This is a genomic window from Delftia sp. WY8 (genome assembly GCF_018437695.1).
Taxonomy (GTDB): Bacteria; Pseudomonadota; Gammaproteobacteria; order Burkholderiales; family Burkholderiaceae_C; genus Comamonas; species Comamonas tsuruhatensis.
Window position 1 is genome coordinate 4,574,418 of the sequence record NZ_CP049795.1, and the last position, 16,691, is coordinate 4,591,108.

The following is a 16,691-nucleotide window of genomic DNA, read 5'->3' on the forward strand; positions in this document are numbered from 1 at the left end:
CGGCAGGCCGGGCCCACCGGACCCGAGCCGCCGCGTGCAAACGCCGGTGCGCATGCCGGCCCCCTTGGCGCCGACGGCGCCGATGGCGCCCCCTCCGGCACGGCCAGCACGTCCGTCCCATGATTTCTATAATGGCGGCTTCGTTCACCATTGCAGGAGGTATTCGTCCCATGCGCCATTGATGCTGCCGCTGTCCCAGCGGCCCGCTTTTCCCGACCCTGCCCACCGCACGCGCAATGCATGCAAAGCGGCAAGGAACTGCGTTGGCATCCATGAACCGCGATATGACGAATACCACGATCACGCTCGACGGCGTTTCCTGCGTGCTGCCCGATGGCAGCCCCCTTTTCTCCGATCTTTCCGAAACCCTGGACCACCGCCGCACCGGCCTGGTGGGGCGCAACGGCGTGGGCAAGTCGCGGCTGGCGCGCATCCTGGCCGGGCTGGATGCGCCCTCGCAGGGCCGCTGCCTGCGCTCGGGGCAGGTGCTGTACCTGGCCCAGCGCACGGACTGGCACGACCAGCCTTCGGTGGCGGCGCTGGCCGGGCTGCAGCCCGCGCTGGAGGCGCTGGCGCGCATCGAGGGCGGCAGTTGCGAGCCCCGCGACTTCGAGCTGCTGGCCGACCGCTGGGACCTGCGCCAGCGCCTGCAGGCCCAGCTGGAGCTGGCGGGCCTGGGCCATCTGCGTGCCGATACGCCGGGCCACGCCCTCAGCGGCGGCGAGGCCATGCGCGCGGCCCTGGCGGGCGCGCTGCTGTCGGGCGCCGACCACCTGGTGCTGGACGAGCCCAGCAACCACCTGGACCGCGAAAGCCGCCAGGCCCTGGCCGCGCAGCTGCAGCGCTGGCCCGGTGGCCTGGTCGTGGTCAGCCATGACCGCAGTCTGCTGCAGGGCATGGAACGCATCGTGGAGCTGTCGCCGCAGGGGCTTCGCAGCTACGGCGGCGGCTACGCCTTCTATGCCGAAGCCAAGGCGCGGGAGATGGCCTCGGCGGTGCAACTGCTGGAGCAGCGCAAGCTGGAGCGGCGCCGCGAAACGCAGCAGCTGCGTGAGCAGCAGGAGCGCCAGCAGCGCCGCGAGGCGCGCGGCCGCCGCCAGGGCCAGGAGGCCAACCAGGCGCGCATTCTGCTGGACCGGCAAAAGGAGCGCAGCCAGGCGTCGGCTGGCCGCCTGCGCCGCCAGCAGGCGGACACGCGCGAAGCGCTGGACCAGCGCGTGCGCGAGGCGGCGCGCCAGATCGACCTGCAGGCCGACATCCGCTTGCAGGCGCCGCCACCGGTAGGTGCTCCCTGCGACGTGGTGGCGCTGCTGGACGATGTGCTGCTGCCGTTTTCCCCGGGGCCGCGCCTGAACCTGTCTCTGTACGGTGGTCAGCGCCTGGCCGTGACGGGTCCCAACGGCTGCGGCAAGACGCGCCTGCTCGATGTGCTGGCGGGCCGCCTTGCGCCCCAGGCGGGCGAGGTGCGCCGCATGCGGGCCTGTGCCTACCTGGACCAGCGCCTGTCCCTCTTGCAGCCCGGGCGCACGGTGATGGAGCAGTTGCAGGACGCCTGCCCCGGCACCCCCGTGGATGTGCTGCGCACGCGCCTGGCCTGGCTCGGGCTGGCGGCCCGGCAGGTGGAGCAGCCCGCGGGCCGGCTCAGCGGCGGCGAGCAGCTCAAGGCCGCCCTGGCCTGTGCGCTGCATGCCGAGCCGCCCGCGCCCCTGCTCCTGCTGGACGAGCCCTGCAACCACCTGGACCTGCCTTCCCTGCAGGCGCTGGAGGCCATGCTGCGCGGCTACGCCGGCACGCTGGTCGTGGTCTCGCATGACGAGGATTTTCTGCAGGCCATCGGGCTGACCGACCGCCTGGTGTGGTCGCCGCAGGGCTGGCGAATGGAGCCCGCCTAGCTTTCCTGCGCTATCAGCGCCTGCAGTGCGCGCACATCGGTCACCAGCAGCGCCTGGCGCCCCTCCTTGCGCAGCAGGCCGCGCCGGGTGAGGGCGCCCAGCTCGCGCGTGACCTGCTCGCGGTTGGTGCTGATCTTGCTGGCCAGCACCGAGTGGGAAGGCACGGGGCTGATGAGGGCCGTGTGCTCGGGCGATACGCCCGCCTCCCGCGCCAGGCGCAGCAGCTCCCTGTGCAGGCGCGTGGGCACGCCCAGGGTGCTCAACTCCATGACACGGTCGGTCAGCCGGCGCACCAGGCCGGCCAGGCCTTCCATCATGCGCAGGGCGATGGCAGGCTCGCGCGCCAGTAGGGCCAGGAAGTCCTGGCGCGAGAGGCTGGCCAGCAGCGAGGATTCCAGGGTGACCACATCGGTGGAGCGGGCCTGGCCGTCAATGGCCGCCAGGTCGCCGAAGTGCTCGCCGGGCCCGTAGTCGCGGAAGCTGACCTCGCGCCCGCCCGGCGAATAGGTGGTGATGCGCACGCGCCCGCTGACCAGGAAGAACACGTCGCTGCCCGTGGAGCAGCGGTTGAACACGGGCTGGCGGGCCTGCAGCGGGCGCCATTCGCAGTCGGCGGCGATGCGGTCCAGGCTGGCGGTGCCCAGGCCCTCGAACAGGGTGATGCCGCGCAGGGCGAAGCTGGAGGGCTGGGTGGGGTGGGCCATGGAACCAATAGCGGGCGGAATGTACAAAGATTCTGGATCGGGCTGCGCTGTCCCAAGTTCCTTCAAGCCGCCATTGTTCCTGTCTTGTCCTGCCGTCGGGCGCATCATCCGTTTCCATGGCCCGTGTCCTTCCTCCGTCCCTGCCGTCCCTGCGCAGTCTCCACTGGTCCACCGGCCTGGTGCTGTGGACCTATGCGGCGCTGCACCTGTCCAACCATGCCCTGGGCCTGGTCTCGCTGGCCACGGCCGAGGCCGTGCGCGAGCTGGTCCACGGCGTGTGGCGATCCCTGCCCGGCAGCCTGCTGCTCTACGGCGCGCTGGCCGTGCACATGGGGCTGGCGCTGCAGGCGCTGGCGCGGCGGCGCAGCCTGCGCATGCCGGCGCTGGAGGCCGTGCGGCTGCTGCTGGGCCTGGGCCTGCCGCTGCTGCTGGCCCTGCACGTGCCGGCCACGCGGCTGGCGCAGGAGGCCTGGGGCGTGGACCCCTCGTATGCGCGCATCGTGCGTTCTTCCTGGAATCCGTCCAGCATGGCCATCCAGCTGCTGCTGATGGCGGCCGCCTGGACGCATGGCTGCATGGGCCTGCACATGGCCCTGCGTGCGCGCGGCTGGTGGCGGCGCTGGCAGCCGCTGTTGCTCACGGCCGCCGTGCTGCTGCCCGTGCTGGCGGCGCTGGGCATCGTCTCCATGGCGCGCGAGATCGCGGCGGCCGGTGTGCCCGCGCCGGCCGGGCCTTCGCCGCAGGCGGCGCAGCTGCTGCGCGATCTGACATCGGGGCTGCGCCAGGGCTGGCTGGCCGGCCTGGCTGCCTTGCTGGCCGGCCCCTGGCTGTGGCGGCGCATGCGCCTGCGCGGCGCCCGCCAGGTGCTGCTGCACTATCCGGGCCGCACGGTGCAGGTGCCCCAGGGCATGAGCGTGCTCGAAGCCAGCCGCGAGCATGGCATTGCCCATTTGTCGCTGTGCGGCGGCAGGGCGCGCTGCTCCACCTGCCGCGTGCGCGTGTCCGGCCCGGCGGCCCACCTGCCTGCGCCGGGGCGCGATGAGCGCCTCACGCTGGAGCGCGTGGGTGCGCCGCAGGACGTGCGGCTGGCCTGCCAGCTGCGGCCCACGGGCGATGTGCAGGTGGCGCCGCTGTTCCGCTCGCCGGCAGCCGCCCAGGCCGGGCGGGGCGATGAGCAGCGCGAGGTCCGCGAAGTGCGCGCGGTGGCCATCCTGTTCGTGGACCTGCGCCGCTGGTCCGGCCTGGCCGAGCGGCAATGGCCCGTGGACCTGTCCTGGGTGCTGGACCAGTATTTCGAGCGCGTGGGCCAGGCCGTGCACGACAGCGGCGGCATGGCCAACCAGTTCATCGGCGACAGCGTGATGGCCATCTTCGGCCTGGACACCGACCTGGATACGGCCTGCCGCCAGGCCGTGCAGGCCAGTGCCCTGATTACGGCCTGCCGCCAGGCCGTGCAGGCCAGTGCCCTGATAGACCGGCGCATGCAGGAGTGGAGCGCGAGCTTCGAGGCGCAGTTCGGCCAGCCGGTGGATTTCGGCATGGGGCTGCACGCGGGGCGCGCTGCCGTGGGGCGCGTGGGCTTCGAGCACACCACCACCTTCACGGCCGTGGGCGAGGTGGTCAACACGGCCAGCCGCCTGCAGGAATACACCAAGAGCGCCCAGGCCCGGCTGGTGCTGTCGCTGGAGGTGGCGCGCCGCGCGGGCGTGGCCGATGGCCTGGGCGAAGTCCGGCAGGTGCAGGTGCGCGGGCGCTCCGAGTCCTTGCAGGCCCTGCATGTGGCGCGGCCCGGCCTGCAGTGGCCCTGAGGGTGGATGGTGGGCGTGGACGATGAGCGTGGACAGTGAGCGCGGGAGCCGGAGAGTTTGCGCAAAGCTGTGCGTTTAGGCACTGACGTGCAGGCGGGCGAAGACGAGACTGCAGCCATGCAGAACGCAATCACGCGCTGCAGGATTTGACAAAGGATTCGCCATGAAGCACGCAAAGACCCTCTTCGCCATCACCGCCCTTTCTGCCGCCCTTTCCTCCGCGTTGTGGCCGGGCATGGCCTCGGCCGCACCGGCCGCCACGGTATCTGCAGAAACCTGGTTCGGCGCCGAGCCCGCCAGCTCCGGCCCCGCGCTGTCGCGCGCCGAAGTGCAGGCCGACCTGGCCCTGTGGAACCGCGCCGGCCTCAACGTCTACCGCGAGTCCGACGTGAACCACTGGGATGCCGACTACCAGCAGCGCCTGGCCCAGTACCAGCGCATGCGCAGTGGCCCCGAGTACCTGGCCGAAGTGCAGCGCCTGGGCGGCTCGGTGAAAGCGGCCGAAGGCCAGGGTTCCGGTCGTGTCCCGGGTTGAGCCGACGATGCGCGCCGCCACGCATTCCACTGCCCATGCCGCCGCATCGCCCTGGGCCGACTTCGCGCCGCTGCTGGCCCGGGTGCTGCTGAGCCTGCTGTTCATCTACAGCGGCATCGGCAAGCTGATGGGGCCGGAGGGCACCATGGCCTATATCGCCAAGGCGGGCCTGCCGCTGCCCATGCTGTCGTATGCCATGGCGCTGGTGGTGGAGCTGGGCGTGGCCACGGCCCTGCTGCTGGGCTGGCGCACCCGCGAGGCCGCGGCCGTGATGGCCGTGTTCAGCGTCATGTCGGCGCTGATGTTCCACAACCAGTTCGGCGACAAGGGCCAGCTGGTGCAGTTCCTGAAGAACCTGGCGATCGCCGGGGGATTCGTGCAACTGATGCTGGCGCCCGTGGCGCGCTGGAGCCTGGACGCACGGCGTTGAATGCGAGCCAGTGTTGTGCACTGAACACTGCCAATGAAACCGGCGCTGCCCAAAGCCGGGGACACCGAGGTAGGGCCGCCCCGACCCGAGGGTGTCGTCCCCCTCCCTCGCGAAGCGAGTAGAGAGGGGGAAGCGGCGTCAGCCGCTCAGGGGGTGCCGCCTGTTTCACACCTTGATGCCCTTCTCAGCCAGGCGTCGGGCATAGGCGGCCAGGATCAGCCGCTCCGAATGCACCAGGTAGTCATTGAGCGCGGCAGCGGCCTCGGCCGGCTTGCCGTCCTCGAACTGCTGCAGGATGCGCGCATTCATGTCCACATAGGGCGCATGCAGGAAGTGCGGGTCGCGCAGCAGGCCGAAGGCCAGGCGCAGCTCGGCCAGCAGGTGCTCGAACATGGTGTCCAGGCGCTCGCTGTCGGCCAGCTGCACCACGGCCTTGTGGAAACTCATGTTGGCCGTGCCCACGCCAGACCAGTCCTGGGCCTCGCGGTGGCGCTGGGCCGCTTCCACGGCTTCGCGCATCAGGCTGCGTGCCGGGTGCATGGGATAGGCCTGGGCCAGGGCCTGGCACTCCACCATGCGGCGCACGCGGTAGATGTCGATGATGGAGGCGATGCTGGGCGCCGCCACCGACACGCCCTTGTTGGGCTCGTGCACCAGCAGCCCCTCCTTGGTCAGCAGCCGGAAGGCCTCGCGCAGCGTGTTGCGCGAGATCTGCAGGCTTTCGCTGAGCGAGGCTTCCGACAGCTTCTGCCCGGGCTCCCAGGCACCATCGATGAGCTTGCTGCGCAGCTGCTCGGTCACGCGGTCGGTCAGGTTGAGGATGTCGGTGCTGCGGGTCATGGTGGTCGGGATGCAAGGGCCAGAGCGCAGTGTAGCCAGCGCCGGGCCGGTCACCGGTTTCGTGCAGTGCTCAGATGGGGTGTTGCAGCCTGGCGAAGGCCTGCAGCGTGCTGTCCACGGCGGCATCGTCGATATGGCGGTGCGTGACCAGGCGCAGCAGGCCGGCGCTGCCCGTGCGCACCAGCACGCCGGCCTGGGCCAGGCGTGCTTGCCACAGGCGCGCTTCAGCCGCGCTGGTGTCAACGCGAACCTGGACGATGTTGGTCTGCGGCAGTTCGGCCGCGCACCAAGCCGGGTCGATGGCGCGCAGGCCCTGGTGCAGGCGGCGGGCGCGTGCGTGGTCCTCGGCCAGGCGATCGACCATGTGCTCCAGCGCCACCAGGCCCGCCGCCGCGATCACGCCGGCCTGGCGCATGGTGCCGCCCAGCATGCGCCGTATGCCGCGCGCCCGCGCGATGAAGTCGGCCGGCCCCATGAGCACCGAGCCCACGGGCGCGGACAGCCCCTTGGACAGGCAGACGGTGACTGAGTCCGTGTGCGCAGCCATCTCGCGGCAGGACAGGCCCAGGGCCACGGCGGCATTGAACAGGCGCGCGCCATCGGTGTGCACGGGCACGCCATGGCGGCAGGCCAGCGCATGCACGGCGGCCAGCGCCTGGGGCCCGGCCACGGTGCCGCCCCGCGCATTGTGCGTGTTCTCCACGGCCACCACCGCGCTGGGGCAGCGTGCGGAGATGGCGGTGTCCAGCGCCGCCTCCAGCGCGGGCAGGGCGATCAGGCCGCCGTCGCCGGCCAGGCTGCGGTAGTGCATGCCGGTCAGGCCCGCGGCGGCGCGCTCGGCGTTCAGCAGATGGCTGCCGGCCTCGGCCAGCACCTCGCCGGGCATGCGGCCATGGGCGAGCACGGCCACCAGATTGCCCATGGTGCCGCTGACCACGAACAGGCCCGCAGCCTTGCCAAAACGCTGGGCTGCGGTCTCCTCGAGCGCGCGCACGGTCGGGTCGCCGTCCAGGCCGTCATCGCCCAGCGGGGCGCGGGCCATGGCTTCGAGCATCTGCGGCGTGGGGCGCGTGACGGTATCGCTGCGCAGGTCGATGGCGTCGGGAAGAGGGTGCAGGCTGGACATTAGTCGGCCTTGATGTTGCGTTCCTTGACGACGCGCGCCCAACGCGCCGCGTCGGTCTCCATCTGGGCGCCGAACTCTGCCGCAGTGCGGGGCGTCAGCTCCAGCCCCAGGGACTGCAGCTTGGCCTGCAGCGTGGGCGTGGCCATGGCGCGGGCCACGGCATCGTGCAGCGTGGTCTGGATGCCGGAGGGCAAACCGGCAGGCCCCAGCAGGCCGAACCAGTGCAGCACGGTCAGGCCGCGCACGCCGCTTTCGCCCAGCGTGGGAACCTGGGGGAGGGCCGGCGAGCGTTGGGCGCTGGTGGTGGCCAGGGCGCGCAGCGCACCGCTTCGGATATGCGGGATCACGGTGGGTGCCGAGGCGAACATGCTCTCGGTATGCCCGGCAACCACATCGGCAATGGCCTGCCCCGAGCCCTTGTAGGGGATGTGGGTGATGAAGGTGCCGGTCTGCTGCTTGAACAGCTCACCCGCCAGATGCGTGGCCGTGCCCGTGCCGCCCGATGCAAGGTTGAGCCGGCCCGGCTGCGCTTTGGCCAGGGCCACGAATTGCTTCACGCTCTGCGCCTTGAAATTCGGGTTGACGGTCAGCACCAGCGGCGATGATCCGATCAGGGCCACGGGCGTGAAGTCCTTGAGCGCGTCGTAGGGCGTCTTGTACAGGCTGGGCGTGATGGTGTGCGGCATGTCGGCCATCAGCAGCGTGTAGCCGTCAGGCGCGGCCCGCGCCACCATTTCTGCGCCCAGCATGGCCGAGGCCCCGGGCCTGTTGTCCACGACCACGGGCTGGCCCAGTTCACGCGACAGTTCCGTGCCCAGCGCGCGGGCGATGTTGTCCGAGCCGCCACCGGCCGTGTAGGGAACGATGATGCGCACGGGCTGCGCCGGCCATTTCTGCGCTGGCGCAAGGCCGGGCAGGGCAGCGGCGGCCAGGATGAGCAGGCGGCGTGGCACACCGCGGTGGGAAGCGCAGGGCACAAGGCGGTGGCGTTCGGCAGGCATGGCGAGAACTCCTTGGTGCGGCGAGAGAAAGAGACCATCGCGGCCCGGCCCGCAAGCCGCCACTGGCATCAACCGATGAAGCGCCCCGCGTTGCCCAGTACGCCCAGGTCGATGAAGCTGGAGCCCACATGCGGCGGCTGGCCGCTGTAGTCGATCACAAAGCCGCCCATGTCCCAGTTGCGCATGCCGGCCAGCGCTGAGCGCAGCCTGGCCTGGGTGGGGTCGCGGCCGGCGCGTTCCAGGCCCTCGGCCAGCACGCGTGCATTCACATAGGCTTCCAGCGAGCCCATGGAGAACTCCTGCTGGCCGTGGGCGCGCAGGGCCGATTGGTAGTCGCGCACCAGTTGCAGCCGGGCCTGATGGGGCGCGGGGACGACCATGGTCATGGCAAGGCCCCGGGCATCGTCGCCCAGCGGCTTGAGGCTGTCGTTGGGCAAGGTCACGCTCAGGCCCGTGAGCAGCACGCCGGGCACGCTTTTGCGCAGGCCGCGCACCAGCGCGACCGACACCGTGCCGGCCGTGGCCAGCAACACGGCGGACGGACGGGCCGCATGCACTTTGTTCAACACTTCGGCCAGGTCCTTGCCATCGGTGGCAATGGCCGCCTGTACGGAGGGGGCCATCTTCCCGGCTTCCAGTGCGCGTGTGGCGTCTTCCAGTATTTCCCGGCCGTAGGCGTTGTCCAGGTAGACGATGCCGATGCCCTTGAGGCCCATGCCTGCAAGCCGCTGTATCAGTCGTTGGACCTCATTGGTGTAGCTGGCCCGGACATGGAAGACGTTGCGCGCGCCCTTGCGCAGCGACGAGGCGCCCGTGATCGGCGCCACGTAGGGAACGCCAGCCTCTTCGATCAGCGGAATGATGGCCGCATTGTTGGGCGTGCCGTTGCACGACAGCAGGGCGAAGGCCGTGCCCTTGGACAGCATCTGCCGCACGTTGTCGGCCGAGCGCTGGGGCACATAGCCATCGTCCACGATCTGCAGCTGCAGCGTGCGGCCGTGAATTCCGCCGCGGGCATTGATCTGCGCCATGGCCGCTTCCGTGCCCAGCTTGATGTCGGTGCCGTATGCGGCCAGCGGGCCGCTCAGTGACACCGTGGAGCCGATGGTGATGGCTTTGGCGGACAGGCCGGCCTCGTCGGCAAAGGCATTGCGCACGAAGGCCGGCGCCAGGGCCGGGACCGCTGCGATGGCCGCAGCGCGGGGAACCAGGGAAACAATCTGACGGCGTCGCATGGATTCAGGGCTCGGGCAAGGTGGGTTGGGAGCAGGAAGGGCCATTCACGACGCCTGCCGCGCATGCGCCCCGCGCTGGGAGCGCGGCCCATTGTAGGAGGCGGCCTTGCCGCAGGCGATACCGGCGCAGGGGCATTGTTGCATTCATGTCTTCTATCGGTATTCAATCATCGATAGTTTTCCTGACTTTGGCAAGAACCCTGTCAGTGCACATTGCGTAGGCAGGTGTATGCGGGTTTGTACTATCAGTATGCGTTGATTGTCTTAATCACAATTCGTTTCTGTAAGACAAATTACTAGTTTTGTTGAACAAAACCAGGTCGGCAGCGCACTCCTTGCCACCGGGTTGGGCATGCGGGGTGGCTCGACGGCCGTCGCGCACCGGGGGTGTGAAGGGGGAATCAACATGCTGACTGACGTCAATCTCTGGCCGCTTATCGGGGTGGCCATCATCGTTGCGGGCTTCGTGCTGCGCTTCAATCCCATGCTGGTCGTGATCGTCACGGCCATCGGCACGGCACTGGCGGCGGGCTTTCCCGTCGACAAGGTGCTGGCCACCATCGGCACGGGCTTCATCAAGACGCGCAACCTGCCGCTGATCATCCTGCTGCCGCTGGCCGTGATCGGCCTGCTGGAGCGCCATGGCCTGCGCCAGCATGCGCAGAACTGGATCAGCTCCATCAAGTCGGCCACCGCTGGTCGCCTGCTCATCGTCTACCTGGCGGCGCGCCAGCTGACGGCCGCCGTGGGCCTGACCAGCCTGGGCGGGCATCCGCAGATGGTGCGTCCGCTGCTGGCGCCCATGGCCGAAGGCGCGACCCAGTCGCGCTTCGGCATCCTGCCCGCCAAGGTGCGCGACAAGCTGCGCGCCTACTCGGCCGCCACGGACAACGTGGGCCTGTTCTTCGGCGAGGACATCTTCGTGGCCTTCGGCGCCATCGTGCTGATGACCACCTTCCTGAAGGAAGCCGGCATCGAGGTCGAGCCCATCCACGTCGCGCTTTGGGGCATTCCCACGGCCATCTGCGCCTTCGTGATCCACGCCTGGCGCCTGGGTCGCCTGGACCGCATGCTCGAGCGCGAGCTGGCCCAGTACAAGGCGGGCGTCGCAGCCGACGCGGCCAATGCCAACGCCACCCAAGCCAAGGGAGCCTGAAATGACGCTGACCATCCAACACCTGTACTACCTGGTCGGCTTCGTCCTGGCCGTCACGGCCGTGATGACGCTGCGCGATGCCAGCAATCCCAAGCGCTGGTCCAGCGGCCTGTTCTGGGCGCTGTATGCGGCCGTGTTCCTGGTGGGCCATGAGCTGCCCCCCATGGTGGTGGGCGTGATCGCCGTGGCCATGGCGCTGATCGCCGGCTTCGGTGGCGTGGGCAGCGGCCGCCACGCGCCGCGCAGCGATGCCGAATACCTGGCCAGCGCCAAGCGCCTGGGCAACAAGCTGTTCGTGCCGGCCCTGGCGATTCCGCTGATCACCATGGTGGGCACGCTGAGCGCCTCGCACCTGGTCTTCGGCGGAACGCCCCTGCTGGACCCCAAGGCCACCACGCTGGTGAGCCTGGGCGTGGGCTGCGTGCTGGCGCTGGGCCTGGCCTGCTGGCTGACCCGCGAGACGCCGGCCCAGGGCATGCGCGAATCGCGCCGCCTGACCGATGCGCTGGGCTGGGCCCTGGTGCTGCCCCAGATGCTGGGCATGCTGGGCCTGGTGTTCTCGGACGCCGGCGTGGGCAAGGCCGTGGCCTATGTGACCACCACCTATATCAACATGGACATCCGCTTCGTGGCCGTGGCCGTCTACGTGCTCGGCATGGCGCTGTTCACGGTGGTGATGGGCAATGGCTTCGCGGCCTTCCCGGTGATGACGGGCGGCGTGGGCGTGCCCATTCTGGTGGGCGTCTACCATGGCGACCCGGCCGTGATGGCGGCCATCGGCATGCTCTCGGGCTACTGCGGCACCCTGCTGACGCCCATGGCGGCCAACTTCAACCTGGTGCCCGCCGCGCTGCTGGAGATCGACAAGAATGCCGTGATCCGCGCCCAGGTGCCCACGGCCCTGGCCCTGCTGACGGCCAACGTCTTCCTCATGTATTTCCTGATGTTCCGTTAAAGGACGGACTGTTGCCATGACCGATTCCACTTCCCCGCGCATCCTGGTGACCGGCTTCGAGCCGTTCGAGCAGGACCCTGTCAATCCCTCGTGGGAAGTGGCGCGTGCCCTGCATGGCGAGATCGTGGAGGGCGCCACCGTCCACGGCCTGCAGCTGCGCTGCGTGTTCGGCGAATCGCTGCGCCAGCTGCAGGAGGCGCTTGCGCAGCTGCAGCCGGTGCTGGTCATCAGCCTGGGCCTGGCCGGCGGCCGCAGCGAGTTCACGCCCGAGCGCGTGGCCATCAATATCGACGACGCCCGCATTCCCGACCATGCGGCGCGCCAGCCCGTGGACCAGGTGGTGATCCCGGGCGCGCCCGCCGCGTACTTTTCCACGCTGCCCATCAAGGCCGTGGTGCACAACCTGCGTGCGCGGGGCATTCCGTCTTCCGTGTCCAACACGGCGGGCACCTTTGTCTGCAACCACGTGTTTTTCGCGCTCATGCACTGGCTGGCCCAGGGCAAGGCTGCGCCGGGTGCGCGGGGCGGCTTCATCCATGTGCCGGCCCTGCCTGAGCAGGCAGCGCGCAAGCCGGGCATGCCCAGCATGTCGCTGGCCGACCAGGTGGCTGCCGTGCGCGAGACCATCCGCACGGCCCTGACCGTGTCCCAGGATCTGAAGGAAAACGCCGGCCAGTTGCACTGAACCCCGTGCACCGAGTCCGGTGAGGAGAGAACGATGAAAATTGACCTGAACAGTGATCTTGGCGAGAGCCTGGGCGGATGGCGCATGGGCGACGATGCCGCCATGCTCGATATCGTCAGCAGCGCCAACGTGGCCTGCGGATTCCATGCCGGCGACCCGGCAGGCATCCTGGAGACGCTCAAGGCCGCCCGCGCGCGCGGCGCCATCGTCGGCGCCCATGTGTCCTATCCCGACCTGGTCGGCTTCGGCCGGCGCAACATGGACGTGGCCAGCGCCGACCTGGTGGCCGGCGTCATCTACCAGATCGGCGCGCTGCAGGGCCTGGCCCGCGTGGCCGGCACCGAGGTGCGCTACGTCAAGCCGCACGGCGCGCTCTACAACACCATCGCCCACGACAGGCGCCAGGCCACCGACGTGATCACGGCCATGCGCGCCATCGACCCCAGCCTGGTGCTGGTTGCGCTGGCCGGCTCGCCCCTGATCGACTGGGCGCGCGACGCAGGCCTGACCGTGGTGGCCGAGGCCTTTGCCGACCGCGGCTACACGCCCGAGGGCACCCTGGTCTCGCGCCGCGATCCGGGCGCCGTGCTGCACGACGTGGACCAGATCGCCGCGCGCATGCTCATGCTGGTGCGCGAAGGGGTGGTCGAGGCCGTGGACGGCAGCCCCGTGCGCATTGCCGCCGACTCCATCTGCGTGCATGGCGACAGCCCGGGAGCCGTGGCCATCGCACGCCATCTGCGCGAGCGTTTCGAGCAGGAGGGCGTGCGCATTTCCTCCTTCGCGGGTTGAGGAGTGGCCATGCGCTTTCTACCTGTCAACCGCCAGGCCCTGCTGGTGGAGCTGGCCGACCTGGATGAAACCCTGGCCCTGCTGGGCTCGCTGCAGCGCGAGCCCATCGCCGGCGTGCAGGAGCTGGTGCCGGCCGCGCGCACCGTGCTTGTGCAGTTCACCCCCGCCCAGGTGGGCGTGGCCGAGCTGGTGAACCGCATCGCCGCGCGTGACCTGAGCCAGCGCGCCGAGCGCAGCGATGTGCTGGTCGAAATCCCCGTGCACTACGACGGCGAGGACCTGGCCGACGTGGCGCAGCTGCTGGGCATCACGCCCGAGGAAGTCGTGCGCCGCCACACGGGCAGCGAGTACGCCGTGGCCTTCACGGGCTTTGCGCCCGGCTTCGCCTACCTCAGCGGGGGCGATCCGATCTTCAACGTGCCGCGCCGCACCACGCCGCGCACGCGCGTGCCGGCCGGCTCGGTGGCGCTGGGCGGCACGTTCAGCGCCGTCTATCCCCAGGCCAGCCCGGGCGGCTGGCAACTGATAGGCCGCACCTCGGCGCGCATGTGGGACCTTGCGCGCGAGCTGCCTGCGCTGCTGCAGCCCGGCTACCGCGTGCGCTTTGTCGATGCCGCAGGCATGGAGCAGGCGGATGCCGAACCTGCGCCTGCTGTCGTGCAGGCCGAACTGCCAGAGGGCAACGCGCTGCGCGTCAAGGCCACCGGGCTGATGACGCTGTTCCAGGACCGGGGCCGCCTGGGCCAGGCCGGGCAGGGCGTCTCGGCCTCGGGCGCCATGGACCAGGCAGCCTTCAAGGCCGCCAACCGCCTGGTCGGCAATGCCAGCGACCTGGCCGTGCTGGAGACCGTGGGCGGTGGCCTGTCGCTGCAAAGCCAGGGCGAGACCGTGGTCGCCATCACGGGCGCCGATGCGCCCCTGACCGTGACCACCGGGTCCGGCCAGCGCTGGAGCGTGCCGCGCTACCAGGCCGTGGCCCTGGCCGATGGCGACCTGCTGACCATTGCCCAGCCCGTGGCCGGCGCGCGCTGCTATGTGGCCGTGCGCGGCGGCTTTGCCGTCACGCCCGTGCTGGGCAGCGCCTGCACCGACACCCTGGCGAATGTCGGCCCAGCCGCCCTGGCCATGGGCCAGATCCTGCCCGTGCGGGCTGCGGACCGCAAGGCCGTGTCCGCACCCGAGCTGCCGCCCGAGTCCCTGCCCACCGCCGGGCAGGACGTGGTGCTGGACGTGGAACTGGGCCCGCGCACCGACTGGTTCACGCCCGATGCCGTGGCCCTGCTGGCCGCGCAGCGCTGGCAGGTCACGCCGCAATCGAACCGCGTGGGCCTGCGCGTGGCGGGCGAGCAGCCCCTGGAGCGCGCCGTGGCCGGCGAGCTGCCCAGCGAAGGCACGCCGCTGGGCGCCATCCAGGTGCCCCCCAGCGGCCAGCCCGTGCTGTTCCTGGCCGACCATCCGCTGACGGGCGGCTATCCCGTCATCGGCTGCGTGGCGCCGCACCACCTCGATCTGGCCGGCCAAATTCCCGTGGGCGCCTGGATCCGCTTCAACCCCATTCGCGCCTTCGAGGAATATTCCCCCGGCGCGCAAGGCGCCCAGCGCCTGCAGAACAATTGAAGGTATTGCGATGAAAAAAGTCCTGATTGCCAACCGTGGCGAGATCGCCGTCCGCATCGCCCGCGCCTGCGCCGACTACGGCGTGAAGTCCGTGGCCGTCTACGCCGATGCCGACATCGACGCCCTGCACGTGCGCATGGCCGACGAGGCCTATGGCCTGGACGGCGAGCGCCCGGCCGACACCTACCTGAACATCGCCAAGCTCATCGCCATCGCGCACAAGAGCGGCGCCGACGCCGTGCACCCCGGCTACGGCTTCCTGTCCGAAAGCGAAGCCTTTGCGCGCGCCGTGCTGGATGCGGGCCTGCGCTGGATCGGCCCCACGCCCGAGACCATCGCCAAGCTGGGCGACAAGGTCGAGGCGCGCAAGATCGCCCTGCAGGTGGGCGCTCCCCTGGTGGCCGGCACGCCCGACCCCGTCAAGGATGCCGGCGAAGTGCTGGCCTTTGCCCAGCAGCACGGCCTGCCCATCATCATCAAGGCCGCCTTCGGCGGCGGCGGGCGCGGCATGAAGATCGCGTGGCGCATGGACGAGGTGGAGGAACTCTTTCACTCGGCCGTGCGCGAGGCCGTCACCGCCTTCGGCCGCGGCGAGTGCTTCGTCGAGCAATTCCTGGACCGCCCCCGCCACATCGAGGCCCAGGTGCTGGCCGACACCCACGGCAACGTGGTCGTGCTGGGCACGCGCGACTGCTCGCTGCAGCGGCGCAACCAGAAGCTGGTGGAAGAGGCCCCGGCGCCCTTCCTCAGCGACGATCAGCGCGCCCGCATCCACAGCTCCGCACGCGACATCTGCGCGGCGGCCGGCTACGTCAGCGCGGGCACGGTGGAATTCCTGCTGAGCCAGACGGGCGCCATCTCCTTCCTCGAAGTCAACACGCGCCTGCAGGTCGAGCACCCCGTGACCGAGCAGACCACGGGCGTGGACCTGGTGATCGAGCAGCTGCGCGTGGCCGACGGCCTGCCCCTGTCCATCACCGAAACCCCGGCGCCGCTGGGCCACTCCATCGAATTCCGCATCAACGCCGAAGACGTGGGCCGGGGCTTCCTGCCCACGCCAGGCCCCGTGGTGCGGTTCGACCCGCCCTCGGGCCCCGGCGTGCGCCTGGACACGGGCGTGCAGACCGGCTCGGTCGTGCCCGGCAGCTTCGACTCGCTGATGGCCAAGCTCATCGTCAGCGGCGCCACGCGTGAACAGGCCCTGGCCCGTGCCCGCCGCGCGCTGGCCGAGTTCCGCATCGAAGGCCTGTCCTCCGTCCTGCCCTTCCACCGCGCCGTCATCGGCCATGCCGACTTCGTGGGCAACGACGGCTTCAAGGTCCACACGCGCTGGATCGAATCCGACTTCGCCGAACCCCTGGCCGCCGCCGTGCGCGCCGAGCCGCTGCCCGACGCCAGCCTGGTGCGCTGCGCGGTCGAGATCGACGGGCGCCGGGTGTCGCTGGGCCTGCCTGCGGTGCTGCTGCAGGGGCTGGCATCGGCTGGCGGCGGTGTGGCTGCCGCGCCCGTTGCCGAATCTGCCGTGGACCCCGCTGCCGTTACTTCACCCATTGCAGGCAATCTGCATGCGTGGAAGGTGGCCGATGGCGACACCGTCCAGGAAGGCGATGTGATTGCCGTCATGGAGGCCATGAAGATGGAGATGCAGGTGACTGCGCATCGCAGTGGGGTGGTGGCTTTGGTGGCTGAGGCGGGGAAGGCGCAGGTGCTGGGGGCTGTGATTGCTCGGATTGGCTGATTTCTGGTTGACCTGTTTTTGATTCTGTTGTGCCTCTGGCGGCAGGAGCCGGGTTTCGGCCCGGCGGCCGACCCGCTTTCTTATCGCGCGACAAGAAAGCGGGGCAAAGAAGCGCGCCCCAAACTGCCCACGACCCTTCGCTTCGCTGCGGGCGACCTGCGTTGGGCGGGATGCGGG

Annotated in this window: 15 protein-coding genes; 10 read left to right on the forward strand and 5 right to left on the reverse strand. The window is 70.1% G+C overall.

Translation table 11 applies throughout. From position 1 onward, the window contains the following. The first annotated feature begins 284 nt into the window (after nt 1-284). Complete coding sequence (locus G4D77_RS21070; protein ID WP_227740903.1) at nt 285-1,892, forward strand: ABC-F family ATP-binding cassette domain-containing protein; 1,608 nt, start codon at nt 285-287, stop codon at nt 1,890-1,892. Here the strand turns inward: G4D77_RS21070 and G4D77_RS21075 are convergent. After that, a complete protein-coding gene (locus G4D77_RS21075; protein ID WP_154833513.1) occupies nt 1,889-2,596 on the reverse strand; it encodes a Crp/Fnr family transcriptional regulator in 708 nt (235 codons plus the stop codon). The genes G4D77_RS21070 and G4D77_RS21075 overlap by 4 nt on opposite strands. 116 nt (nt 2,597-2,712) lie before the next feature. Between G4D77_RS21075 and G4D77_RS21080 the strand changes: the two genes are divergently transcribed. From G4D77_RS21080 to G4D77_RS21090, 3 genes are all read left to right on the forward strand, one after another. Continuing rightward, nucleotides 2,713-4,404, forward strand: a complete 1,692-nt coding sequence (locus G4D77_RS21080; RefSeq protein ID WP_154833514.1) for an adenylate/guanylate cyclase domain-containing protein — start codon at nt 2,713-2,715, stop codon at nt 4,402-4,404. 163 nt (nt 4,405-4,567) lie between these two features. Then, nucleotides 4,568-4,939 (forward strand): DUF4148 domain-containing protein, encoded by a 372-nt coding sequence (locus G4D77_RS21085; protein ID WP_016454396.1) that lies wholly within the window; start codon nt 4,568-4,570, stop codon nt 4,937-4,939. 7 nt (nt 4,940-4,946) lie between these two features. Then, the gene (locus tag G4D77_RS21090; RefSeq protein WP_047218891.1) at nt 4,947-5,369 is read left to right on the forward strand and encodes a DoxX family protein; all 423 of its coding nucleotides are present in this window, start codon (nt 4,947-4,949) and stop codon (nt 5,367-5,369) included. Nucleotides 5,370-5,534: 165 nt separating this feature from the next. Here the strand turns inward: G4D77_RS21090 and G4D77_RS21095 are convergent, their stop codons facing one another. The 4 genes from G4D77_RS21095 to G4D77_RS21110 form a co-directional block, all read right to left on the reverse strand. After that, entirely contained in the window at nt 5,535-6,209 is a 675-nt protein-coding gene (locus tag G4D77_RS21095; protein ID WP_012207532.1) for a GntR family transcriptional regulator, read from the reverse strand. A 70-nt stretch (nt 6,210-6,279) separates the two neighbouring features. Next, on the reverse strand, nt 6,280-7,335 hold the full coding sequence (locus tag G4D77_RS21100) for a threonine aldolase family protein (RefSeq protein ID WP_154833515.1): 1,056 nt from the start codon (nt 7,333-7,335) through the stop codon (nt 6,280-6,282). Beyond that, complete coding sequence (locus tag G4D77_RS21105; RefSeq protein ID WP_154833516.1) at nt 7,335-8,336, reverse strand: tripartite tricarboxylate transporter substrate binding protein; 1,002 nt, start codon at nt 8,334-8,336, stop codon at nt 7,335-7,337. Before G4D77_RS21105 ends, G4D77_RS21100 begins: the two co-directional genes overlap by 1 nt. Before the next feature lie 68 nt (nt 8,337-8,404). Next, entirely contained in the window at nt 8,405-9,571 is a 1,167-nt protein-coding gene (locus G4D77_RS21110; RefSeq protein WP_154833517.1) for an ABC transporter substrate-binding protein, read from the reverse strand. A gap of 406 nt (nt 9,572-9,977) precedes the next feature. Here G4D77_RS21110 and G4D77_RS21115 point away from each other — a divergent pair, with 406 nt between their 5' ends. Genes G4D77_RS21115 through G4D77_RS21140 form a run of 6 tightly spaced genes read left to right on the forward strand, consistent with a single transcriptional unit; the run spans nt 9,978 to nt 16,514 of the window. After that, the gene (locus G4D77_RS21115; protein WP_016448769.1) at nt 9,978-10,727 is read left to right on the forward strand and encodes a DUF969 domain-containing protein; all 750 of its coding nucleotides are present in this window, start codon (nt 9,978-9,980) and stop codon (nt 10,725-10,727) included. A 1-nt stretch (nt 10,728) separates the two neighbouring features. Further along, nucleotides 10,729-11,682, forward strand: coding sequence for a DUF979 domain-containing protein (locus tag G4D77_RS21120; protein ID WP_016454392.1), 954 nt, complete (start codon nt 10,729-10,731; stop codon nt 11,680-11,682). 16 nt (nt 11,683-11,698) lie between these two features. Beyond that, nucleotides 11,699-12,367 carry a pyroglutamyl-peptidase I gene (pcp, locus tag G4D77_RS21125; protein ID WP_016454391.1) on the forward strand — a complete coding sequence of 223 codons (669 nt, stop codon included), beginning with the start codon at nt 11,699-11,701 and terminating at the stop codon, nt 12,365-12,367. A gap of 33 nt (nt 12,368-12,400) precedes the next feature. Continuing rightward, a complete protein-coding gene (locus tag G4D77_RS21130) occupies nt 12,401-13,159 on the forward strand; it encodes a LamB/YcsF family protein (RefSeq protein WP_016454390.1) in 759 nt (252 codons plus the stop codon). Between the two features lie 9 nt (nt 13,160-13,168). Beyond that, entirely contained in the window at nt 13,169-14,776 is a 1,608-nt protein-coding gene (locus G4D77_RS21135; RefSeq protein WP_154833518.1) for a 5-oxoprolinase subunit B/C family protein, read from the forward strand. A 10-nt stretch (nt 14,777-14,786) separates the two neighbouring features. Beyond that, nucleotides 14,787-16,514: an acetyl/propionyl/methylcrotonyl-CoA carboxylase subunit alpha gene (locus tag G4D77_RS21140; protein WP_154833519.1), complete on the forward strand. Its 1,728-nt coding sequence runs from the start codon at nt 14,787-14,789 to the stop codon at nt 16,512-16,514. Nucleotides 16,515-16,691: the final 177 nt, after the last annotated feature.

Bases quoted from the DNA above. Each gene is read 5' to 3' on its own strand.
- G4D77_RS21070 (WP_227740903.1), top strand. From the start codon at position 285: ATGACGAATACCACGATCACGCTCGACGGCGTTTCCTGCGTGCTGCCC.
- G4D77_RS21075 (WP_154833513.1), bottom strand. From the start codon at position 2,596: ATGGCCCACCCCACCCAGCCCTCCAGCTTCGCCCTGCGCGGCATCACC.
- G4D77_RS21080 (WP_154833514.1), top strand. From the start codon at position 2,713: ATGGCCCGTGTCCTTCCTCCGTCCCTGCCGTCCCTGCGCAGTCTCCAC.
- G4D77_RS21085 (WP_016454396.1), top strand. From the start codon at position 4,568: ATGAAGCACGCAAAGACCCTCTTCGCCATCACCGCCCTTTCTGCCGCC.
- G4D77_RS21090 (WP_047218891.1), top strand. From the start codon at position 4,947: ATGCGCGCCGCCACGCATTCCACTGCCCATGCCGCCGCATCGCCCTGG.
- G4D77_RS21095 (WP_012207532.1), bottom strand. From the start codon at position 6,209: ATGACCCGCAGCACCGACATCCTCAACCTGACCGACCGCGTGACCGAG.
- G4D77_RS21100 (WP_154833515.1), bottom strand. From the start codon at position 7,335: ATGTCCAGCCTGCACCCTCTTCCCGACGCCATCGACCTGCGCAGCGAT.
- G4D77_RS21105 (WP_154833516.1), bottom strand. From the start codon at position 8,336: ATGCCTGCCGAACGCCACCGCCTTGTGCCCTGCGCTTCCCACCGCGGT.
- G4D77_RS21110 (WP_154833517.1), bottom strand. From the start codon at position 9,571: ATGCGACGCCGTCAGATTGTTTCCCTGGTTCCCCGCGCTGCGGCCATC.
- G4D77_RS21115 (WP_016448769.1), top strand. From the start codon at position 9,978: ATGCTGACTGACGTCAATCTCTGGCCGCTTATCGGGGTGGCCATCATC.
- G4D77_RS21120 (WP_016454392.1), top strand. From the start codon at position 10,729: ATGACGCTGACCATCCAACACCTGTACTACCTGGTCGGCTTCGTCCTG.
- pcp (WP_016454391.1), top strand. From the start codon at position 11,699: ATGACCGATTCCACTTCCCCGCGCATCCTGGTGACCGGCTTCGAGCCG.
- G4D77_RS21130 (WP_016454390.1), top strand. From the start codon at position 12,401: ATGAAAATTGACCTGAACAGTGATCTTGGCGAGAGCCTGGGCGGATGG.
- G4D77_RS21135 (WP_154833518.1), top strand. From the start codon at position 13,169: ATGCGCTTTCTACCTGTCAACCGCCAGGCCCTGCTGGTGGAGCTGGCC.
- G4D77_RS21140 (WP_154833519.1), top strand. From the start codon at position 14,787: ATGAAAAAAGTCCTGATTGCCAACCGTGGCGAGATCGCCGTCCGCATC.